The sequence below is a fragment of the Bradyrhizobium sp. LHD-71 genome, from assembly GCF_031157255.1.
In the GTDB taxonomy this organism is placed as follows: domain Bacteria; phylum Pseudomonadota; class Alphaproteobacteria; order Rhizobiales; family Xanthobacteraceae; genus P52-10.
Window position 1 is genome coordinate 329,767 of sequence record NZ_JAVIFX010000004.1, and the last position, 20,301, is coordinate 350,067.

The window sequence follows — 20,301 nt, forward strand, 5'->3', positions numbered from 1 at the left end:
ACACTAGAAGACATTGACGCAGACTCAGCGGCCCTTGAAGTTGGCCGCCCGTCGTTCGATGAACGACTGAATGCCTTCCTTCGCGTCCTCCGTGCCCATCACGCGCTCGCGAATCTTTGGAATGTAGACGATCGCCGCCTCTTCACCGGCCTCGATATAGGCCAACGCGGCTTCCTTGGTCACCTGAATGCCAAGCGGGGCGTTCTTCGCGATCAGGCCCGCGATCTCCATTGCGCGCGCGGTCTGCTGGCCGGCGGGAACGACCTCCTGCACCAGACCGATCTTGTGCGCTCGCTCCGCGCCGAATTCGTCACACAAGAAGAGGTGGTACATCGCATCGCCCCATCCCGTGCGGGTGAGAAAGCGGAAGTGCGCTCCGCCCAGCGGCGCGATGCCGCGTTTCGATTCCATTTGGCAGAAGCGGCTCGAATCCGCGGCAATCACGATATCGCCTGCCAGCATCATCTCAATGCCGATGGTGAAGACGATTCCCTGAACCGCTGTCACGACCGGCTTACGGCAGCGTTTGGTCAGACCGAACGGATCGACGTTGCCTTCGACGCGCTTGCGCGGCTTCGCGTTGGGACCGAAGAACTTCGGCATATCGAGCCCGGCAGTGAAATGGTCGCCCTCGGCACACAGAACGCCGACCCGGTAATCGTCGGTCCGGTCGAGAAGCGTGAACGCATCCGAAAGCTGTTCCATCATCTCCGGGCTGAATGAATTCCGCTTCGCGACGTTATCGATGACGATCTTCAGCACATGGCCATGAGCCTCGTAGCGGATCCGCCCCTCGGGTGTCGGCGCATCGATCATTGGCTGTCCTCCCCGTTGCTTGTTCGCCGTCGGCGGAATGCTGGTTCCAGGCCGCCGCGGCATGCTAAATGACGATCATCATCCAGATATCAGCATGATGGCCATCATGCTGATCGTCAAGCGCGAATTTGGGAGAACTGGTGATGGGTCATTCGCAGGCGGACAAGGCACGCAGCCGGCAACGGATTCTGGCGACTGCTTCACGGCAAATCCGCGAGGACGGGCTGCAAAGCCTGAGTATCGCGCGGCTGATGAAATCTGCGAACCTGACTCATGGCGGCTTTTACTGTCATTTCGCCAATCGCGATGTCCTGGTCACCGAAGCGCTTGCCGAAGCATTGCGCGACGGCTCAAAATCCGCGCACAAAGCTGGTGGAGATCGTTCACTGCGTGCAATCGCACGCAGCTATCTCAGCCGGGCCCATCGCGATATACCCGCAAACGGCTGTGCGATCGCTTCTCTTGGCGGCGAAGCGGCACGCGAGAACGGCGACGCCCGCGCGGTCATGACCGCTCACATCACGCGCTTCTTCGAAGCGATCGAGGAGGCCGTCGACGGCCATCCGGCGGCGCACGAACGCGCGCTTGCCATCGTCAGCATGATGGTCGGCGCACTAACGCTGTCGCGCGTCGCCGACAATGCCGTCCTGTCGGACGAGATCCTGCGCGCGGCGCGGCAGGCCGCGCTCGCGCTCGGCGAGCCCGGCCAGACGCCTGCTCTCTAGGGAATCAGCAGCACCCTTCCGACCGCCTTGCGACTTTCGATATAGGCGTGCGCGCTCGCTGCTTCCGACAGCGGAAACGTCTTGTCGATGATGACCTTCAGTTCGCCCTTCGCAACATCGTTCATCAGCCGCTGGATGTTGTTGTAGGCGCGATCGGTCGCGATTTCCGCACCGAGAAAGACGCCGGACAGCGAGCGGTTGCCGCTCATCAGGCTTTGCACGTCGACGGTCATCGGCTCGCGGCCGGCGCGCCCGACCATCGATACGCGGCCGCGATAGGCAAGCGACAGGATGCTGCCCTGCAGGGTCGAACCGCCGACGGAATCGACAACCAGGTTCACGCCCTTCTTGTCGGTCAGCCGCATCACCGCCTCGACGACGTCTTCCTTCTTGTAGTTGATACCGTGATCGAGTCCGAGCGACTTGAGAGCCAGCAGGCGATCGTCACTGGATGCGGTCGCAAGCACGCGCGCGCCTGCGCGCTTGGCGAGCTGAATGGCAGCAACGCCGACCCCGCTCGCGCCGGCCTGCACCAGCACCGTCTCGCCGGCCTTCAGCCGTCCGAATTCGAACAGACAGTCATCGGCGGTGCCGAATGTCACCGGCACTACGGACGCGAGCTTCACATCGAGACCGTCTGGAATAATCCAGCACGCGCGCGCCGGTACGGCCCGCAACTCGGCGTGCGAACCATATGCATTCGAGGTTGCGACCTTCTGACCAACCTTCAGCGTCGTGACTTCCGAGCCGACTTCGATAATCGTGCCGGCAGCCTGGTAACCGACGATGTGCGGGGTCGATGCCATCGCTCCGCGAAAGCGGTTCAACGTATCGCCGCCCTCGATGCTCACCGCTTCGACGCGGATGACGACACCCTTCGGGTGACATTTCGGATCCGGCACATCATCGTATTTGAGAACCTCGGGACCGCCGTTCTGATAATACACCGCTGCTTTCATCGCTTACTCCCCTGACGCTTTGGTTCGTGGCCGGCGGAGCGAACAGCGCGCGGCCGAACAACAACGCCGATGCCTTGACGTCGGGGTGACGATAGCAGCTTCAAAAGCGGCGGACAAAAGCACGGTTCGCGTTCCTATCCCCTCCTTGAGCTTGAAGAAGCGGTTGCGCCAACGGCCAGCGCCTTCAAGCCTTGTTGATCGACACGCCGCCATCGACCAAAAGCGCGGTGCCGGTCACAAAGCTTGATGCGTCAGAGGCGAGATAGAGCGCAGAACGCGCAATTTCGTCCGGCGAAGCCACGCGCTTGAGCGCATGCAGGCCCTCCACGAATGACCACGCTTCCGCGGTGCTGCTCATTTCCCGCGCCATCGGCGTGTCGGTGCCGCCGGGGAGCAGCGCGTTGACCCTTATGTGCTTCGGGCCGAGTTCCGACGCGAGCACCTGTGTCATGCCGATCAGACCTGATTTGCTCGCCGCATAGGCGACCGTACCAGGAAACCCCGCGGTGTAGCCGACGAACGTCGACGTGAAGATCAACGATCCACCGCCCCGCTTCAGCATCGCAGGAATCTGCTGCTTGGCGCCGAGAAACGCACTCGTGAGATTCACGTCGAGGGTGCGCGACCAGTTCTCCCGCGACATGGTGGTGATATCGCCAAGCTCGCCAGTGGTTCCGGCATTGTTGAAGGCGACGTCCAACCCGCCGAATCTGTCTTGGGCGAGATCAACGAGGGCTTTCGCAAACGCTTCGTCGGCGACATCACCAGCCAGCGCAACAGCACGCCCGCCAGCCGCATCAATCTCGTCGGTGAGGCGATCAAGTTCAACCCGGCGGCGCGCAGCAACGATCACGCTTGCGCCCTCCTGCGCAAACAGCTTCGCCGCAGCACGGCCGATCCCTGAACTCGCGCCGGTGACGAGAGCGACCTTGTTGGCAAGTGCAGACATGTGTGTCCCGTTTCAAAGGATTGAAGCGCGTCGCGATTTTCGCAACCGCTGCAAACTGCCGCGAGAGCTGTGCGTCAGCCACCCGATTTCAGGATCGGTGAAACAGACAGCAAAAAGGGCGGCTGAGACAGCCGCCCTTTTGCATCCAGGAAACGAGTGCGAGACTTATTCCGCTGCGAGCTTCACTTCGGGCGCCGCGGCGCGAACGTCGGCATCGACGTGGCTCTCATACTTGGCAAAGTTTTTCTGGAACATGGCCACAAGATTGCGCGCGGTCTTGTCGAAATCGACCTTATCGGCCCAGGTCTTCACCGGATCGAGCAAGTGCGGCTCGACGCCGGGCAGCGAGGTGGGCACAGCGAAGCCGAAATACCTGTCGGTGCGGAAATCGGCATTGCGCAGCGAGCCATTCAGCGCGGCGGTCAGAAGCGCGCGCGTCACCTTGATCGGCATGCGACGGCCGACGCCGTACTTGCCGCCGGTCCAGCCGGTGTTGACCAGCCAGCAATCGACGTTGTGCTCAGCAATCAGCTTGCGCAGCAGGTCGCCATATTCCGACGGATGCCGCGGCAGAAACGGCGAACCGAAGCAAGTGGAGAACTCGGGTTCCGGCTCGGTCACGCCACGCTCGGTGCCGGCGACTTTGGCGGTATAGCCCGACAGGAAGTGGTACATCGCCTGCGCAGGGGTGAGCTTGGCGATCGGCGGCATGACGCCGAATGCGTCGGCGGCGAGCATCACCAGGTTCTTCGGCTGGCCGGCACGACCGGTGCGCGACGCGTTCGGGATGTAATCCAGCGGATAGGCTGACCGCGTGTTCTCGGTCTTGGAACCGTCGTCGAAATCGACCACGCGGGTGATCGGATCGTACACGACGTTTTCCAGCACCGAGCCGAAGCGCTGGCTCGCCTCATAGATGGCGGGCTCGGCTTCCTTCGACAACTTGATGCACTTCGCGTAGCAGCCGCCCTCAAAATTGAAGACGCCATCCTTGCTCCAGCCGTGCTCGTCGTCGCCGATCAGCGTGCGGTTGGGGTCGGCCGAAAGCGTGGTCTTGCCGGTGCCGGACAGGCCGAAGAAGATCGCCGTGTCGCCTGCGTCGCCGACATTGGCCGAGCAGTGCATGGGCATCACGCCCTGTTCGGGCAGGTAGTAGTTGAGCGTGGTGAACACCGACTTCTTCATCTCGCCGGCGTACTGGCTGCCGCCGATCAGCACGATCTTGCGGGCAAAGTCGATCGCAACGACAGTCTCCGAGCGCACGCCGTGGCGGGCGGGATCGGCCTTGAAGCTCGGGAAATCGAGGATGGTGAGGTCCGGTACGAAGCTTGCGAGATCGCTCAGCTCAGGCCTGATCAGAAGCGTGCGGATGAACAGCGAGTGCCAGGCGAGCTCGGTGTAGACGCGAGTCTTGATGCGGAAGGCGGGATCGGCACCGCCATAAAGATCCTGGGCGTAGAGCGATTTGCCTTCGGCGTGCTTGATGAAGTCGTCGAGAAGGGTTTTGAACTGATCCGAGGTGATCGACTGGTTGCCGCCCCACCAAACAGTCTTTTCGGTGATGGCATCGCGCACCGTAAACTTGTCTTTCGGCGAACGGCCCGTATGCGTACCGGTCTCTGCCGTCAGTGCGCCTTCCGATGTGATCGTCGCTTCGCCTGCCCGAACCGCAAACTCATAGAGCACCGGTGCGCCGAGATTCCACTTCACCTCTTTCAGTTTTTTGAAGCCGAATTTCTCGGCGCCGAAGGCACCGTTGTGCACGCCCGTATTGTTCACGAAGTCTTCCTCCTCGAGCCCGCGAATTGCCTGCACGTTCGCCGCAAGCGCCTGTCGCGGGTGCCAGCTGACTATATCGGTCCGGCCTCAATCCGGCGATCTAATAGTGGCGAACGCATTAATTGCCAAGCTGATCCAGGTCAATTTGGTTGATTAGATGACATGCGCTGTGAGACTACCACGGCTGCATCGACGAAATCTTTCGCTTGACGGTATTTTTCGGCGGAACGCGGCGTTCCGCCGCGCTGCGCAACTGTCATATCGCTGCAGCGCACAACAGCACGTCGGTGCGCTTCAGCCTTTAGCTCTCGCTTCGCCCGCCAAAGCAACGAGCGTTTTGCGCAAAGAAAGTGCAGTCGTCACGCGCTCAGGAAACGGCAGACGCAAAGTCATATCGCCGAGCACTAGATCAGCGCCGTCAGGATCAAGACCGGTAATGCGCCATGCGCCGTCGCTGCCGCCCAGGAGCTTTGTCGCATAGAGTGCGTTCGCCTCCATGTGATCTTCGTTCATGTGCGCAACTGCGCTCGCCTCTGTCGCGAGCACCTCGTCTGCCCCACTGATGTCAGTTAGTACCTTTGCGCTCTCGAGCGTGACGATGCGACCAAATCCTGCGACGAGATGCACATCACGTATCGCGATCCTGAAGAACGCGAAGTCCGGAAAATCAACGAATGTCTCGGCGCTCGGGTGGCGCAGCAAGTAGCGCTGTCGAATCAGTTCGCGCGCCGCGTCATCGCCGACTTTCTCCGCCTGCCCCGCGATCATCACCCGCGCGCCTTCGAGCGGGTCGCCGGGACGTCGCTCATCGATCATCAGCGACACGCGCGCATCGGCAAGGATGTTCTTGGTGTGCAGCGCCAAGGCCGAGATCAACAGGACCGGCGAGCCGTCCGGCGCGGTCGCGACATTCACCAGCGAACAATAGGGATCGCCAGTACCCGGCACGAGGGTTGCGAGTGCGCCCTGTTTTCCGCTACGAATCAATGACTTGGACGTATGGATGGGGTCGAACTGCGCGGTGGGTTGCATCGTTTGGCGCCTGTGCTTAAAGGGGGCTCAAGAGGCTCGGCCGTGGCCATCAATTTGCAGCCGATAGAAACGCCATGGCCGGCCGGTTGTCCATCACCGCAGCGACGTCCGATTTGGAACCTATGGAAATCGCATGTGTTTTTGGCGCTCACCGTCACATTTCAGCCCAGCTTGCATTGCTGGCTGATACAATGTTCCCGGCTTGAAGGCGGGATCTCTGCATCGCGCACCGCCGGTCGCGGCGCCTTCCACTTCAGAAAGCAGGCTCATGCCCACAATCGCTCTCGTCGATGACGACCGTAACATCCTCACGTCTGTTTCGATTGCGTTGGAAGCCGAGGGTTATCGCATCATGACCTACACCGACGGCGCTTCCGCGCTCGACGGCTTTCGCGGGACGCCACCAGACCTTGCCATCCTCGATATCAAGATGCCGCGCATGGACGGCATGGAGACGCTACGCCGGCTGCGTCAGAAATCCGATCTGCCGGTGATCTTTCTCACGTCGAAAGACGAGGAGATCGACGAATTGTTCGGGCTGAAGATGGGCGCCGACGATTTCATCCGCAAACCGTTCTCGCAGCGGCTGCTGGTGGAGCGGGTCAAGGCGGTGCTCCGGCGCGTAACACCGAAGGATCCGAACGCGGCGCCGAAGGAAGCCGATCCGAAAGCACTCGAGCGCGGTCTGTTGCGGATGGATCCGGAACGTCACACCTGCACGTGGAAAAACGAGCCGGTCACATTGACGGTGACCGAGTTTCTAATCCTGCAGGCGCTGGCGACGCGCCCGGGCGTGGTGAAGAGCCGCAATGCGCTCATGGACGCGGCCTATGACGACCAAGTGTACGTCGATGACCGCACCATCGACAGCCACATCAAGCGGCTGCGCAAGAAGTTCAAGGCCGCTGATGACGATTTCGACATGATCGAGACGCTCTATGGGGTGGGCTATCGATTCAAGGAAACCTGATTCTAGGCATTCCCGCGGCGTTAACGACTGACGGCGGGTCTGTGCTGGGCTATGCTTGTGAAGCAGAACAAGCGGGCGTGCTGACCGTTGCTTGACCGACCAGTCCTTGAACGAAGCGCCAAACTCGAACGCGCTTCGCCTCCACGTGCGCCGCGCGCTGACGCCGGCGCGAACGGCCAGGCGCGCTCGCGTTTCGCAAATCTCAAGCTGCCATCCTGGCTGCGCCTGCCGGGCAGAGGCAGGTTGTCGCGCTGGTTGCGCCCGCCGGTCTGGATGCGGCGCGCCGGTCAGTATCTCTTCCGTCTGACGTTCTCGAGCCTCACGCGCCGCATTCTATCGCTCAATCTCGCCGGCCTGATCGCGCTCGTCGCCGGCGTGCTGTATCTCTCGCAGTTCCGTGCCGGCTTGATCGACGCGCAGGCGCAAAGCCTGCTCGTGCAGGGCGAGATCATCGCACGCGCGATCGCCGCCACAGGCACGACGGACTCCAATGGCATCACCATCGATCCCGAGCGGCTGCTGGATCTCAAACCCGGTGAAACCTACGGCCCTTCGGAAGACATTCTCTCCGGCCTCGACTTTCCGATCGACCCGACGCGCGTCGCGCCAGTGTTGCGTGGCCTGATTTCACCGACCAAGACGCGCGCACGCATCTACGACCGCGACGGCGTGCTGCTGCTCGACAGCCGCGATCAGTTCGCGCGCGGCGACGTCCTGCGCTTCGATCTGCCACCGCCACAACAGGGCAAGCCCGGAATAGCCGAACGGACGATGATCGCCATCCGTAACTGGCTCAATCGCGGTGACCTACCGCCCTACCGCGAACTCGGCCCGGAGAACGGCAAAGGCTATTACGAAGTCGCACAATCTCTGGCCGGTCAGAAGGCGGCCGCAGTGCGCGTCAACGATCGCGGCGAGGTGATCGTTTCGGTAGCCGTGCCGGTGCAGCGCTTCCGTGCGATCAACGGTTCGTTGATGCTGTCAACGCAGGGCGACGATATCGACCAGATGGTCACCGCCGAACGCATCGCTATTCTGCGCGTGTTCGGTGTCGCTGCCGCGGTGATGATCGTGCTGTCCATCCTGCTCGCCAGCACGATCGCAGGTCCGGTGAGCCGGCTTGCGGATGCCGCCGAGCATGTGCGCCGCCGCATCAAAACGCGCATCGAGATACCAGACTTCACCCGTCGCCGCGACGAGATCGGCCATTTGTCTGGCGCGCTGCGCGAGATGACCGATTCGCTTTACAACCGTATCGAGGCGATCGAACGCTTCGCCGCCGACGTCGCCCACGAACTGAAGAATCCGCTGACGTCGTTGCGTTCCGCGGTCGAAACGTTGCCGCTCGCGCGCACCGACGCCAGCCGCGCGCGGCTGCTCGCCGTTATCGAGCACGACGTGCGGCGGCTCGACCGGCTGATTTCAGACATTTCCGACGCGAGCCGGCTCGATGCCGAATTGCAGCGACAGGACGTGTCGCCGGTCGACATGCGACGGCTGCTCACCATGCTGGCGACCGTTTCGAATGAGACCAAGCACAACAACCACAACCACAACAACAATGTCACCGTGCAGGTGCGCTTCGAAGGCTCGAACTTCGACACCTTCGCCGTGCCGGGACACGATTCGCGCATCGGTCAGGTGATCTCGAACCTGCTGTCGAACGCCTGTTCGTTTTCGCCGGAAGGCGGCGTCGTGCGCGTCAACTGTCGGCGGATACGCAACGAGATCGAGATCATCATCGACGACGAAGGTTCAGGCATCCGCAGCGATGCGCTCGAGCGGATCTTCGAGCGCTTCTACACCGACCGCCCTCACCAGGGTTTTGGGCAGAACTCCGGTCTCGGACTGTCGATCTCCAAGCAGATCGTTGAAGCGCATGGCGGAAAGATCTGGGCGGAAAACCGGCTCGGCGATGCCGGGCCCGACGGCGAGGCGGCGGTGCTCGGGGCACGTTTCGTCGTTCGATTGCCAGCGATATGACACCGGGCGCGTCAGTGCACGCATCGGCGGTGCAGGCGGGCGACGTGGGCATCCTGATTCGCGGTCCCTCTGCCGCCGGCAAATCACGGCTGGCTTTCGATTTGATGCTTGCAGGACGGACCGGTCAGATTCCGCCGACTCGGCTGGTCGGCGATGATCGCATCCTGCTCAGCGCCGAGGATGGCCGGCTGATCGCGCGCCCGCCCACCGAGCTTGAGGGCCTGATCGAGGTTCGCGGCCTCGGCATCCGCCGCTGCGACTTTGTCACGCGGGCCGTCCTGGGGCTCGTGGTCGACCTTGCAGCCGCCGATGCTGCCCGTATGCCGGAACCTGAGGCGCTGACCGCGACCGTATATGGTATTAAAATACCTAGAATTCCGGTAGAGGCCGGGGCAAATGCTCTACCGCTGGTAGTCGCAGCGCTCCTGACGGATGCCGGGGGTGCGGCTTTTGGCCGATTGCTGGAAGGAAATTGGTAACCATATAAGCGCAACACTCGGCGTGGATTTGACCGCCGCCTTACGTATCCCAAGCGCCACAGCAGGGCTGGAAAGCGCAATCAGCCCCCTTGCACCCGTATTCCGGATGGTCAAGATGTCCGCCTTTCGTGCAGTGCACCCAAAAGCACGCACGAGGAGTTTTTGATGATTGGTCTCGTACTTGTGACCCACGGGCGCCTCGCCGACGAGTTCAAGGCAGCGCTTGAGCATGTGATGGGTCCGCAGAAGCAAATCGAATCCATTACGATCGGCGCGGACGACGATGCTGATCTCTGTCGCAGCGACATCATCGAAGCGGTGAAGCGTGTCGACAGTGGCGACGGGGTTGCGATCCTCACGGATATGTTCGGCGGCACGCCGTCCAATCTCGCAATCTCGTGTATGAGCCGGCCGAAGGTCGAAGTGCTTGCCGGCATCAATCTGCCGATGCTTGTGAAGCTCGCGAAGGTCCGCGACAATCGCCCCTTGCCTGAGGCCATTTCCGCGGCCCAGGAAGCCGGCCGCAAATACGTCACCATCGCCAGCCGCGTGCTTGCCGGCAAATGAGCGAGGCACCCGATGGCGGCGGACGCGCGACCGACAACGCGCCGTCATCAGGCGGAACCATCGTCCGGGAAATTCCCATCACCAACAAGCGTGGCCTGCATGCCCGCGCCTCGGCGAAGTTCGTGCAGATGGCCGAGCGCTTCAAGGCCGATATCACCGTGACGCGCAACAACGAGACCGTCGGCGGCAACTCGATCATGGGCCTGATGATGCTGTCCGCAGGACCAGGCTCCAGCGTGATCGTGTCGGCTACCGGTCCCGAGGCGCGCGAGGCGATCGAGGCACTGACGACGCTGGTGACCACCAAGTTCGGCGAGGACGAATAGTCAGGGCTCGGTGCTTTCGCTCGGCCATGGCCGTTTACCAGTATCCACCAGATGACCGCCGGGGCGCGGAAAGCCCTTTCCTGTTCCAAAGCGCCTGACTGGCCCCGCTTCTCCGGTTGCCGCGTTGCAGTGCGGGTGGTATCCCGCGCCCATGAGCGCCACGGCCGTCGCAAACATTCGCAATTTTTCCATCGTCGCGCACATCGACCATGGGAAATCGACGCTGGCCGACCGCCTGATCCAGCTGACGGGCGGGCTGTCCGATCGCGAAATGGCAGGCAAGGAGCAGGTGCTCGATTCAATGGATATCGAGCGCGAGCGCGGCATCACCATCAAGGCGCAGACGGTGCGGCTGAACTACAAAGCGAAGGACGGCAACACCTACGTCCTGAACCTGATCGACACGCCCGGTCACGTCGACTTCGCCTACGAGGTTTCGCGCTCACTCGCCGCCTGCGAGGGATCGCTGCTGGTGGTCGACGCGAGCCAGGGCGTCGAGGCGCAGACGCTCGCCAACGTCTATCAGGCGCTCGACAACAATCACGAGATCGTTCCGGTTCTGAACAAGATCGATCTGCCTGCCGCCGAACCCGACAAGGTGAAGCAGCAGATCGAGGACGTGATCGGTATCGATGCTTCCGATGCCGTGATGATCTCGGCCAAAACCGGCCTCGGCATCGATGACGTGCTCGAGGCGATCGTGCATCGTCTTCCGCCGCCGAAGGGCGACAAGACCGCAACGCTGAAGGCACTGCTGGTCGACAGCTGGTATGACGTCTATCTCGGCGTCGTCGTGCTGGTGCGGGTGGTGGATGGCGTGTTGAAGAAGGGCCAGCGCATCCGCATGATGGGCACGAACGCGGCCTATGAGGTCGAGCGCGTCGGCTACATCACGCCGAAGATGGTCAATGTGGATGAGCTCGCAACCGGCGAGATCGGCTTCATCACCGCGGCGATCAAGGAAGTGGCCGACACCCGCGTCGGCGATACGATCACTGACGATCGGCATCCGGTGACCAACCCCCTGCCCGGCTTCCGTCCGGCGATCCCGGTGGTGTTCTGCGGTCTGTTTCCGGCGGATGCCGCCGACTTCGAAACGCTGCGCGGCGCGATGGGTAAGCTGCGGCTGAACGATGCGAGCTTCACCTTCGAGATGGAGACATCCGCCGCGCTCGGCTTCGGCTTCCGCTGCGGCTTCCTCGGCCTGCTGCATCTTGAGATCATCCAGGAGCGGCTGTCGCGTGAGTTCAACCTTAACCTGATCGCGACCGCGCCATCGGTCATCTACAAAATGCGTCTCACGGACGGCACCGAGATCGAGATTCACAACCCGGTCGATATGCCCGACGTGGTCAAGATCGCCGAGATCGAGGAACCCTGGATCGAGGCAACGATTCTCACGCCCGACGAGTACCTCGGCAGCGTACTGAAGCTGTGCCAGGACCGGCGCGGCAATCAGAAAGAGCTCACCTATGTCGGCGCGCGTGCCATGGTGAAGTACGAATTGCCGCTGAACGAAGTCGTGTTCGATTTCTACGACCGTCTGAAATCCGTCTCGAAGGGCTACGCCTCGTTCGACTATCACCTGACCGACTACAAGGTAGCCGACCTGGTGAAGATGCAGATCCTCGTCAACGGCGAGCCCGTGGATGCGCTCGCCATGCTCGTGCATCGCACGCGCGCGGAAGGCCGCGGCAGGGCGATGGTCGAGAAGATGAAAGAACTGATCCCGCCGCACATGTTCCAGATTCCGATCCAGGCGGCGATCGGCGGCAAGGTTATCGCCCGCGAAACCGTGCGCGCACTGCGCAAGGACGTGACCGCGAAGTGCTACGGCGGCGACATCACCCGCAAGCGAAAACTTCTGGAGAAGCAGAAGGAAGGCAAGAAGAAGATGCGGCAGTTCGGCAAGGTCGACATCCCGCAGGAAGCCTTCATCGCCGCGCTGAAAGTGGATAGCTAGGCTGCCCGCTGCTGCGGCGAAACCTGCCGCCCAGGACAATGATCGCCGCGACAATGTCGAGCGCCGCGGCGATCAGCAGGGGCCATCGATATGACAGCGATACCTCGCGCAGGACGCCATAGAAGCTCGGTCCAAGCGCAGTCGTGAACTGAATGATGCTGGATGCAAATCCAAATATCGCGCCGAATGAAATCGCCCCGAATTCGCGCCGGACGATAATCGCCGAAAGAATCGAGACGTTGCCGACGGTCAGTCCGAAGATCACGCATGCGGCGATGACGGTCCATGTCGTTGGAGACAGCGCCAGCAAACCCAGCATCGTGGCGGCAAGCACAAGGACGATCGCAGAAAGCACACGCTGATCGACATCATCGACATACCGCGCAAGACCCATGCGACCGATCAGTGCCGCGATCGCCGTTGCTGACGCTGTCGTTGCCACCAGGGCCGGAGGCAGCACGGACGACAGGAACGCAACCTGATGGGTCAAGAAGCCAACCTGCACAAACATGGCGATGCCGAATGCAGCGGTAACCGTCCAGAGCGCCGGTGTCCTGGCGGCAGCACCGACCGTCCAGGCCTTCGATTGTTGCTTCATCGCGCTCGGTGCCGGCGCGCCGTCGGGAAAGAGACCCATCTCGCTCGGACTGCGCTTCAGTACAAGACCAGCGATCGGCAGCAGAATGCCGACGATCGTCACGGCAGCAACGATGGTCGTCGACGTCAGGCCGATCTGGGCAATGCTGAACAAAAGAACCGGCACGCCGGTGATGCCGCCTATGCTGGCCCCCAGCGAGGCGAGCGAAACCGCTCGACCTTGATACTTTTCGAACCACGGAGCGAGCATCGCCGCGATCGCGGCGGCGGATAACGAAGCCCAGCCGATTCCCATCACGGCAAACGCCGCATACGCCTCCACGAGTCGTTGCGACAGGCCGATGCCGAGAAGACCGGCGGCCATGGAGATAGCGCCCAGGACCACGATCGGCTTCGGACCAAAGCGGCCGATGATCTTGCCGACCGGCAGCATCAGCGCGGCGCTCACAAGGAGGAAGAGCGTGGCACCGGCAGAAATCTGGCCTAGCGGCCAGCCGCGCGTCTCAGAGAGGGCTATCAGATATACGCCGAGGCCGAACAGCCCAAGCGCATTGCCGAACATGTTGACGATCATGCATGCGACAACGATCCACCAACCATAAAAATGAGTCATTTCCGAATTTCGCCGCGTCACGTCCGAACGAGGATACCATCTAATCACAAGCCAACAGCGTGACAGTTCGATCTCCATCGAAGACTGAGTGCGGCGGCCGTAGTTCCGGTCCACCCGTAGCATGGAGCTCACATAGCGCAACGACATGCGAGATTTGCTCCGCCGAGCGGCCCGCGTGTTGCTGCGATCGTGACGCCACAAAGCCCTTTCTCTCTCGACACACATAGCCGCTGCCGGGTAGGCTGACGTCCGCGCGAGAGACAGGGCACACTGTCGCGGCGCGGGGAGGCGCGCAGATGAAACTCTCCTATGGCTGGGTCGTCGTCGGCGTCGGCGCACTCATGACCTGTATCGGCATGGGCGCGATGATGTCGCTCGCCGTCTTCCTGCAGCCGATCGCCGAAAGCACTGGCTGGTCGCGCGGCGGCGTGTCGGCGACGGCGACACTGAACTTTCTTTGCATGGGTGTCGCCGGCTTCCTGTGGGGCGCCGTGTCGGATCGATTCGGCACCCGCATCGTCGTGCTGGCGGGCGCTGTGCTGCTTGGAATCGGGCTCGTCGGCGCAAGCCAGGCGACGTCGTTATGGCAGTTTCAGCTCGTGTACGGCGTGCTGGTCGGCACTGCCGCGGGCAGCTTCTACGCGCCGATGGTGGCGGCGGCGAGCGGCTGGATCCAAACCCATCGGAGCCTCGCCGTGGCGCTGGTTTCGGCCGGCATGGGCGTCGCTCCGCTCACAGTGGCGCAGTTCGCGAGCTGGCTGAACCTCGCCTACGACTGGCGCAGCGCCATGCTGATCATCGGTATCTGCGCGTCCGCGATCCTGATGCCCGCGGCGCTTTTGGTGCGCCGTCCGCGCACGAATATCGCGCCCGGTGCTGCGGCAGGGATGGTCAGCGTCGCTCCCAGCGAGGTGCCGATGACCGCGACGCAGGCGCTGCGCACGCCGCAGTTCATCACGCTGGCGCTGGCGCATTTCGCCTGCTGCGCGTGCCACTCGGGGCCGATCTTCCACATGGTGACCTATGCGATGGTGTGCGGCATCGCGCCCATGGCCGCGGTCAGCATCTACGGCGTTGCGGGGCTGTCGGGCCTCGGTGGACGGCTTGCGTTCGGCGCTTTGGCGGATCGCATCGGCGCCAAGCCGGTGCTGGTCGGCGGCCTGCTCCTGCAGGCGCTTGCGGCCGCAGCCTACCTCGCAGTCGGCCAGCTTGGTGAGTTCTATGCATTGTCGGTGATCTTCGGTCTGGCTTACGGCGGCGTCATGCCGCTCTACGCGATCCTGGTGCGCGAATATTTCGGCGAGAAGATCATGGGCACCATGTTCGGCGCAGTCTCGATGACCGCAAGCCTCGGCATGGCACTTGGACCGTGGGCCGGCGGCATGGTGTTCGACGCGTTCAACAGCTACCTCTGGCTCTACGTCGGCTCGTTCAGCATCGGCCTCGCCGCCGTCGCGGTGGCGCTGGCGTTCCCGACCACGGTGCACAAGTCGCCACAGCCGGTGATGGCCTGACCCATGAACGAGCTTCGCCCCATCGATCTCGTCGCACGCGCACAGGCCCTGGCGCCGCTGATCACGCGCGAAGCCGACGAGATCGAGCGGACGCGACGTCTGACGCAACCGATCGTCTCCGCCCTGATCGACGGAGGGCTCTATCGTGCGCTGCTGCCGAAGACGCTCGGCGGCGCGGAAGCGCCCATCGAAACCTTCATGCAAATGCTCGAGGAGATCGCAAAGGCCGACGCGAGCACCGCGTGGTGCCTCGGCCAGTGCTCCGTCTGCGCGATGATTGCTGCCTATCTGGACGCAGATACGGCGCGCAAGGTCTTCGCTGCGCCGAACGATATCCTCGCCTGGGGCTCGGTCGGCGGCGAGGTGCAAGCCGTGCCCGGCGGTTATCGCGCTACCGGACGCTGGGAGTTCGCCAGCGGCGTGCGCCAGGCGAGCTGGCTCGGCGCACATGTCCATATCGTCGAAGCGGATGGCACCAGGCGACTCGGCACGAACGGCGCCCCGGTCGTCCGCACCATTCTGTTTCCCGTATCAAGCGCTGCGTTGCACGACGTCTGGAACGTCGTCGGCCTGAAAGGCACGGGCACTGACAGCTATTCAGTGGACGGACTGTTCATCCCCGAGGCCTTCGCCGCGCCGCGGGACGAAGCACCCGGCCGGCGCGAGACCGGCCCGCTGTACCGCCTGCCAACGATGTATGCGTACGGCCTCGGATTTGGCGCCGTCGCGCTCGGGGTCGCCCGGGCGACACTCGATGCCGCGGTCGCTCTTGCGCGAGGCAAGCAATCCTTCGGCTTGAATCCGATGCGCGACAGCACCGCCGTGCAAGCCTCGATTGGCCGCGCCGAGGCGCAGCTGCGCTCCGCCCGCGCATATCTTTACGCCACGGCCGCCGACGTGTGGCGGGATCTGACCGACCGATCAGACGAATTGAGCGAGCAGCAACGGCTCGCGTTGCGCCTTGCGGCGACATGGACCATTCATCAGGCGACCGCCGTGACCGATGCCGCATACCATATGGCCGGCTCCACCGCCGTGCTCAGCAAATACCCGTTTGAGCGACGTTTCCGCGACATGCACGCGATCGCGCAGCAGCTGCAGGCGCGTGACGCACACTATGAGACTGTGGGGCTCGCGATTCTGACAGCGAAGCCGGACGCATCGGCGCCGCCTGGTGCATAGCTGCAAGAACGCTTCGCATTTGTGGCCATGCAGCCCGGCTGATAGCGTTTTCGTGGAACCAAGAAGCCAGAAAACGGGAGTGAGGACATGTTCAAGGGCGTCGATCACATCGTGGTGGCCGTGAAGGATATCGACGCGGCGGTCGGCCGTTACGAGACCGTGTACGGCACGAAGGTCAGCGAGCGGCGCGACAACGAGGCCGCCGGCATGAAGATGGCGTTCTTCCGCTTCGACGATTCTTATGTCGAACTGGTGTCCAACCTCGGCGATAAGGGACCGATCGCCAAGCGACTAACCGAACTCGGCGAGGGCGTGCATCTCGTCGCGATGAAGGTCGACGACCTCGAAAAGACCGTCGCAGAGCTGCGTGAAAAGGGCATTCGCCTTGTCGGCGATCCCGGCCCAGGCAACCCGATCAAGGGACAGGTCTTCGTGCACCCATCGGTGACGGGCGGAGTATTGACGCAATTGGTACAGCGCTAAGCGATCGACCTCGACTGGCAGATCAGGCGCGGTCGATCAGACCGCGCTCGATCGCCCGATCCCGATCGACGAACATCGCCATCGCTGTACGCATTCGTGCGAATCCGCGCTTCCTGTAGAACCCCTCCGTTCCGGGATTTGCGTACAGGATAATCTTCTTGTGTCCGGCGGAAAGCTCGACAAGCTTGTCGATGATGGCCGCACCCAGCCCATGCCCCTGAAGGCGCGGATGGACGGCAACGTCGCAGACATAGGAGCAATCAACACCGTCCGCGACGGCGCGGCCCGCGCCGACCAGCGTGCCTTCGTCGAACACGAAGCACTTAAACATGCTGTTGGAGAACGCGCGTTTCAGATCGTCCGGCTTTTTCTCGGCGAGCGGCGCAATGCGATAGAGTTCCGACAGTGTCGCCCAATCGATCGAATCCTGCTCAAGCAGCCATTGCATAGCGTCGAACCTTTCGGCTGGAACTCACACTTTCGGAGCTGCGGCAGATCGAACCCCCGGGCGCAGCACTCGCCCATAGCGTATCCCGGTCACGGTGCCTTGACGATGCCGAAGCGGTCAGAATGTGCGGCATTGTCCGCACGATCGATCAGCGGCAGGCGAAATAGCCCTTGACTGCGATCAGACCGTCATTTTGCTGCCGCAGACCGCTGCACGGTTAATGAAAACCTAAACCTGCATCAGCGCGTGCCGCAGCGTGGTTTAAATTTTGGAAACGCGGCTCTAGTTGAAAATGGCGATGCGTGTTCGTCCGGGTCCAATCTCTTGAACGAGAGAGAACAGCGTCGCGGCGTTGCGCGGATGTAGCCGCACGCAGCCGTGCGAGGCAGGACCGCCGAGCCGGCGGAGATCGGTGGTGCCGTGAATTGCATACCCCTTGTGGAAGAAGATCGAATACGGCATCGGCGAGTTGTAGTAGCGCCGCGAAAACCACGTTCGTGCGAGCCGCCGCGGACGGAAGGTGCCGCTCGGTGTGCCGAAACCACGCCGGCCAGTGGACACCGGCCACTGGTGACGCGTGACGCCGCTGACGGTCACATACATCGTCTGCGCCGACTTATCGATCTCGACCAGCATGGCCGCATATGATGGGCTTGCAGCGGAAAGAATACCGAGCAGGGCGAGCCCGAAGAGATGTGAACGAGGTTTACCGACGGTGCTTTGCATGACCTTTGCCAAGACTGTTTTTCACCCTCCCGTCAGGGACGCAACCATGGTGGCCGTGCATGCAGATTGTAAAGCCGGAGCGGCTGCGGCGATCCACACCGTACAGATTAGCCTTAATCCCGCTTGCGGAATCTCGCGCCAAAGCGAGAGATCGCGTATAGGAAATGCTCATGATCCATCGCATTCTCTTCACCGCGGTTCTTGCATTGCATCTTTCATCCTGGCTGGCGGACGCAGCGCTCGCGCAGGACAAGGGCACCCTGGAGCCAAAGCAACTACCGACACTGGCCAATCCAAGCGACCCGAAACTTGCCGCCAAGGAATTGTTCGGCCGCAAGTTGGCGCCGGCAAAACTGGCGATGCGCTCGATCGGATTTTACGCCAAGGGATGCATCGCCGGCGCTAAAGCGCTGCCGATCAATGGCAAGACCTGGCAGGTCATGCGGCTCTCCCGCAATCGCATGTACGGACATGCGGATCTGATCGCATTGCTCGAGCGGCTTGCCGCAAAAGTGCCGCAGGTGTCGAACTGGCCGGGCCTGCTGGTCGGCGACATCTCACAGGCGCGCGGCGGGCCGATGCTGACGGGGCATACAAGCCATCAGGTTGGGCTCGACGCCGACATCTGGCTGACGCCAATGCCGAAGCGCGAGCTGACGCGGCTCGAACGTGAGGAGATGTCGGCGACCAATGTCGTTGCGCCGAACAGGCTCGACATCAATCCGACCGTGTGGACGCCCGGCCACGTCGCCGTGATCAAAGCAGCGGCACAGGAGCCTGCCGTCGAACGCATCTTCGTCAATGCGGCGATCAAGAAGGCACTGTGCCGCGAAGCCGGAAACAGCGACCGAACGTGGCTCTCCAAGGTACGGCCGATGTACGGCCACGATTATCACTTTCACATCCGCATACGCTGTCCGGCCAGCAGCCGCGACTGCACACCTCAGGAACCGCCGAACGAGGGAGAGGCCTGTTCGGCCGACGACCTCGCCTACTGGTTCAGCGATGCCGTGCTTCATCCTAAGCCGCCGCCGACACCACCGAAACCGCGGCCGCCGATCACGCTGTCGCAGCTCCCGTCCGCCTGCAAGCAGGTGTTGCTGGCCCCGTAACTGGTGTCCAACCTCTGCTGTTCGCATTTGTCTGGCGGTGCTCGCCTGCAAACGTTAGAGCCAAGAGGCCCCTGACGATTTTATGAAGTCGACGTTGGCTCGTGCCGGCCTTGCGCACAAGCGGCCACCTGCTAGAATTAGGCTTGCGATCTCCGCACTCGCCGTAAGCCGGTGTGGATGGCCGGGACGACGCTCCCTCATCGATTGCTCGAACATGGTGGTGCGGCTTGCGCGATCAACTCGCGCGACGGCCACCTTCGTCTCGCCTTCCATTGGAGCGCCAAGTATGCCTGGCCAATTCACCCGACGTCTCGCAATGCTCGTTGTCGCCGTAGCGACGCTCACGACACCAGCCTTCGCGCAGGAAAAGTCGATCACGGTTTTTGCCGCTGCGTCGCTGAAGAGCGCGCTGGACGATATCAACGCAGCCTACACCGCCAAAACGGGCGTGAAGGTGGCGGCAAGCTATGCCGCAAGTTCGGCACTCGCGCGCCAGATCGAGCAAGGGGCACCGGCGGATGTGTTCGCCTCGGCCGATCTGGAATGGATGGACTACGCAATAAAGAAGCAGACAATCGACGAAGCGAGCCGCGTGAACCTGCTCGGCAACAAGATCGTGCTGATCGCACCAAAAGATTCCGCGGTCAGTGACGTTGCGATTGGCCAGGGCTTCGATCTCGCCGGACTCGCAGCAGATGGACGGATCGCCACCGGCGACGTGCAAGCCGTTCCGGTCGGCAAATACGCCAAAGCGGCGCTGGAGAGACTCGGATCGTGGACCGCAGCATCCGCGAAATTCGCCATGGCCGACAACGTCCGTGCGGCGCTGACGCTCGTCGCCCGCAATGAGGCCGCGCTCGGCATCGTCTATGAGACCGATGCAAAGGTCGAACCGGGCGTCAAGATCGTGGGCCGCTTCCCCACTGACTCGCATCCGCCCATCGTTTATCCGTTTGCCTCGACCACCAGAGCCGGGCCTGACGCTGCCGGCTACCTCGCGTTTCTGCGCTCAGCGGCAGGCAAGGCCGTGTTCGAGAGGTATGGCTTCACATTCCTCGTCCGGCCGGTTTCCTGACTT

General features: G+C 62.4%; 20 protein-coding genes. 12 read left to right on the forward strand and 8 right to left on the reverse strand.

Annotated elements, in window-relative coordinates:
- Positions 1-24: 24 nt before the first annotated feature.
- Positions 25-816, reverse strand: coding sequence for a crotonase/enoyl-CoA hydratase family protein (locus RCO31_RS06150; protein WP_308967348.1), 792 nt, complete (start codon positions 814-816; stop codon positions 25-27).
- A 143-nt stretch (positions 817-959) separates the two neighbouring features.
- On the opposite strand from RCO31_RS06150, the gene RCO31_RS06155 reads away from it, so the two are divergent.
- Positions 960-1,541: a TetR/AcrR family transcriptional regulator gene (locus RCO31_RS06155; protein WP_308967349.1), complete on the forward strand. Its 582-nt coding sequence runs from the start codon at positions 960-962 to the stop codon at positions 1,539-1,541.
- On the opposite strand, the gene RCO31_RS06160 is transcribed toward RCO31_RS06155, so the two are convergent.
- The 4 genes from RCO31_RS06160 to RCO31_RS06175 form a co-directional block, all read right to left on the reverse strand.
- Positions 1,538-2,500, reverse strand: coding sequence for a zinc-binding alcohol dehydrogenase family protein (locus RCO31_RS06160; protein ID WP_308967350.1), 963 nt, complete (start codon positions 2,498-2,500; stop codon positions 1,538-1,540). The genes RCO31_RS06155 and RCO31_RS06160 overlap by 4 nt on opposite strands.
- A 184-nt stretch (positions 2,501-2,684) precedes the next feature.
- Positions 2,685-3,449: an SDR family oxidoreductase gene (locus RCO31_RS06165; protein ID WP_308967351.1), complete on the reverse strand. Its 765-nt coding sequence runs from the start codon at positions 3,447-3,449 to the stop codon at positions 2,685-2,687.
- Positions 3,450-3,614: 165 nt separating this feature from the next.
- The gene (locus RCO31_RS06170) at positions 3,615-5,228 is read right to left on the reverse strand and encodes a phosphoenolpyruvate carboxykinase (RefSeq protein WP_308967352.1); all 1,614 of its coding nucleotides are present in this window, start codon (positions 5,226-5,228) and stop codon (positions 3,615-3,617) included.
- Between the two features lie 294 nt (positions 5,229-5,522).
- Positions 5,523-6,260 (reverse strand): DUF2470 domain-containing protein, encoded by a 738-nt coding sequence (locus tag RCO31_RS06175; RefSeq protein WP_308967353.1) that lies wholly within the window; start codon positions 6,258-6,260, stop codon positions 5,523-5,525.
- 268 nt (positions 6,261-6,528) lie between these two features.
- Here RCO31_RS06175 and RCO31_RS06180 point away from each other — a divergent pair, with 268 nt between their 5' ends.
- The 6 genes from RCO31_RS06180 to lepA all read left to right on the forward strand — a co-directional run bounded on the left by RCO31_RS06180 (position 6,529) and on the right by lepA (position 12,548).
- Positions 6,529-7,230 carry a response regulator transcription factor gene (locus RCO31_RS06180; protein WP_034466175.1) on the forward strand — a complete coding sequence of 234 codons (702 nt, stop codon included), beginning with the start codon at positions 6,529-6,531 and terminating at the stop codon, positions 7,228-7,230.
- Between the two features lie 273 nt (positions 7,231-7,503).
- On the forward strand, positions 7,504-9,213 hold the full coding sequence (locus tag RCO31_RS06185; protein ID WP_308967413.1) for a sensor histidine kinase: 1,710 nt from the start codon (positions 7,504-7,506) through the stop codon (positions 9,211-9,213).
- On the forward strand, positions 9,210-9,692 hold the full coding sequence (locus RCO31_RS06190; RefSeq protein WP_308967354.1) for an HPr kinase/phosphatase C-terminal domain-containing protein: 483 nt from the start codon (positions 9,210-9,212) through the stop codon (positions 9,690-9,692). Before RCO31_RS06185 ends, RCO31_RS06190 begins: the two co-directional genes overlap by 4 nt.
- 165 nt (positions 9,693-9,857) lie before the next feature.
- On the forward strand, positions 9,858-10,259 hold the full coding sequence (locus tag RCO31_RS06195) for a PTS sugar transporter subunit IIA (RefSeq protein WP_308967355.1): 402 nt from the start codon (positions 9,858-9,860) through the stop codon (positions 10,257-10,259).
- A complete protein-coding gene (locus tag RCO31_RS06200) occupies positions 10,256-10,585 on the forward strand; it encodes an HPr family phosphocarrier protein (protein ID WP_308967356.1) in 330 nt (109 codons plus the stop codon). The genes RCO31_RS06195 and RCO31_RS06200 overlap by 4 nt, the downstream gene beginning before the upstream one ends.
- A gap of 151 nt (positions 10,586-10,736) precedes the next feature.
- Positions 10,737-12,548, forward strand: coding sequence for a translation elongation factor 4 (gene lepA, locus RCO31_RS06205; RefSeq protein WP_308967357.1), 1,812 nt, complete (start codon positions 10,737-10,739; stop codon positions 12,546-12,548).
- Here lepA and RCO31_RS06210 read toward each other — a convergent pair.
- The gene (locus RCO31_RS06210) at positions 12,520-13,758 is read right to left on the reverse strand and encodes an MFS transporter (protein ID WP_308967358.1); all 1,239 of its coding nucleotides are present in this window, start codon (positions 13,756-13,758) and stop codon (positions 12,520-12,522) included. The genes lepA and RCO31_RS06210 overlap by 29 nt on opposite strands.
- A gap of 296 nt (positions 13,759-14,054) precedes the next feature.
- Here RCO31_RS06210 and RCO31_RS06215 point away from each other — a divergent pair, with 296 nt between their 5' ends.
- The 3 genes from RCO31_RS06215 (at position 14,055) to RCO31_RS06225 (ending at position 16,937) form a co-directional block, all read left to right on the forward strand.
- Positions 14,055-15,272 carry an MFS transporter gene (locus tag RCO31_RS06215; protein WP_308967359.1) on the forward strand — a complete coding sequence of 406 codons (1,218 nt, stop codon included), beginning with the start codon at positions 14,055-14,057 and terminating at the stop codon, positions 15,270-15,272.
- 3 nt (positions 15,273-15,275) lie between these two features.
- Positions 15,276-16,454, forward strand: a complete 1,179-nt coding sequence (locus RCO31_RS06220) for an acyl-CoA dehydrogenase family protein (RefSeq protein WP_308967360.1) — start codon at positions 15,276-15,278, stop codon at positions 16,452-16,454.
- A gap of 87 nt (positions 16,455-16,541) precedes the next feature.
- Positions 16,542-16,937 (forward strand): VOC family protein, encoded by a 396-nt coding sequence (locus RCO31_RS06225; RefSeq protein ID WP_308967361.1) that lies wholly within the window; start codon positions 16,542-16,544, stop codon positions 16,935-16,937.
- Positions 16,938-16,959: 22 nt separating this feature from the next.
- Here RCO31_RS06225 and RCO31_RS06230 read toward each other — a convergent pair whose 3' ends face one another.
- On the reverse strand, positions 16,960-17,385 hold the full coding sequence (locus tag RCO31_RS06230) for a GNAT family N-acetyltransferase (RefSeq protein ID WP_308967362.1): 426 nt from the start codon (positions 17,383-17,385) through the stop codon (positions 16,960-16,962).
- 282 nt (positions 17,386-17,667) lie between these two features.
- Entirely contained in the window at positions 17,668-18,111 is a 444-nt protein-coding gene (locus RCO31_RS06235; RefSeq protein ID WP_374991429.1) for a L,D-transpeptidase, read from the reverse strand.
- A 170-nt stretch (positions 18,112-18,281) separates the two neighbouring features.
- Between RCO31_RS06235 and mepA the strand changes: the two genes are divergently transcribed.
- Positions 18,282-19,223 carry a penicillin-insensitive murein endopeptidase gene (gene mepA / locus RCO31_RS06240; RefSeq protein ID WP_308967363.1) on the forward strand — a complete coding sequence of 314 codons (942 nt, stop codon included), beginning with the start codon at positions 18,282-18,284 and terminating at the stop codon, positions 19,221-19,223.
- Positions 19,224-19,539: 316 nt separating this feature from the next.
- The gene (gene modA / locus RCO31_RS06245) at positions 19,540-20,298 is read left to right on the forward strand and encodes a molybdate ABC transporter substrate-binding protein (protein ID WP_308967415.1); all 759 of its coding nucleotides are present in this window, start codon (positions 19,540-19,542) and stop codon (positions 20,296-20,298) included.
- The last annotated feature ends 3 nt before the right edge of the window (positions 20,299-20,301 follow it).

Bases quoted from the DNA above. Each gene is read 5' to 3' on its own strand.
- RCO31_RS06215 (WP_308967359.1), top strand. From the start codon at position 14,055: ATGAAACTCTCCTATGGCTGGGTCGTCGTCGGCGTCGGCGCACTCATG.
- RCO31_RS06230 (WP_308967362.1), bottom strand. From the start codon at position 17,385: ATGCAATGGCTGCTTGAGCAGGATTCGATCGATTGGGCGACACTGTCG.
- RCO31_RS06210 (WP_308967358.1), bottom strand. From the start codon at position 13,758: ATGACTCATTTTTATGGTTGGTGGATCGTTGTCGCATGCATGATCGTC.
- modA (WP_308967415.1), top strand. From the start codon at position 19,540: ATGCTCGTTGTCGCCGTAGCGACGCTCACGACACCAGCCTTCGCGCAG.
- RCO31_RS06160 (WP_308967350.1), bottom strand. From the start codon at position 2,500: ATGAAAGCAGCGGTGTATTATCAGAACGGCGGTCCCGAGGTTCTCAAA.
- RCO31_RS06195 (WP_308967355.1), top strand. From the start codon at position 9,858: ATGATTGGTCTCGTACTTGTGACCCACGGGCGCCTCGCCGACGAGTTC.
- RCO31_RS06220 (WP_308967360.1), top strand. From the start codon at position 15,276: ATGAACGAGCTTCGCCCCATCGATCTCGTCGCACGCGCACAGGCCCTG.
- RCO31_RS06180 (WP_034466175.1), top strand. From the start codon at position 6,529: ATGCCCACAATCGCTCTCGTCGATGACGACCGTAACATCCTCACGTCT.
- RCO31_RS06155 (WP_308967349.1), top strand. From the start codon at position 960: ATGGGTCATTCGCAGGCGGACAAGGCACGCAGCCGGCAACGGATTCTG.
- RCO31_RS06200 (WP_308967356.1), top strand. From the start codon at position 10,256: ATGAGCGAGGCACCCGATGGCGGCGGACGCGCGACCGACAACGCGCCG.
- RCO31_RS06225 (WP_308967361.1), top strand. From the start codon at position 16,542: ATGTTCAAGGGCGTCGATCACATCGTGGTGGCCGTGAAGGATATCGAC.
- RCO31_RS06235 (WP_374991429.1), bottom strand. From the start codon at position 18,111: ATGCAAAGCACCGTCGGTAAACCTCGTTCACATCTCTTCGGGCTCGCC.
- mepA (WP_308967363.1), top strand. From the start codon at position 18,282: ATGATCCATCGCATTCTCTTCACCGCGGTTCTTGCATTGCATCTTTCA.
- lepA (WP_308967357.1), top strand. From the start codon at position 10,737: ATGAGCGCCACGGCCGTCGCAAACATTCGCAATTTTTCCATCGTCGCG.
- RCO31_RS06190 (WP_308967354.1), top strand. From the start codon at position 9,210: ATGACACCGGGCGCGTCAGTGCACGCATCGGCGGTGCAGGCGGGCGAC.
- RCO31_RS06175 (WP_308967353.1), bottom strand. From the start codon at position 6,260: ATGCAACCCACCGCGCAGTTCGACCCCATCCATACGTCCAAGTCATTG.
- RCO31_RS06185 (WP_308967413.1), top strand. From the start codon at position 7,504: ATGCGGCGCGCCGGTCAGTATCTCTTCCGTCTGACGTTCTCGAGCCTC.
- RCO31_RS06150 (WP_308967348.1), bottom strand. From the start codon at position 816: ATGATCGATGCGCCGACACCCGAGGGGCGGATCCGCTACGAGGCTCAT.
- RCO31_RS06165 (WP_308967351.1), bottom strand. From the start codon at position 3,449: ATGTCTGCACTTGCCAACAAGGTCGCTCTCGTCACCGGCGCGAGTTCA.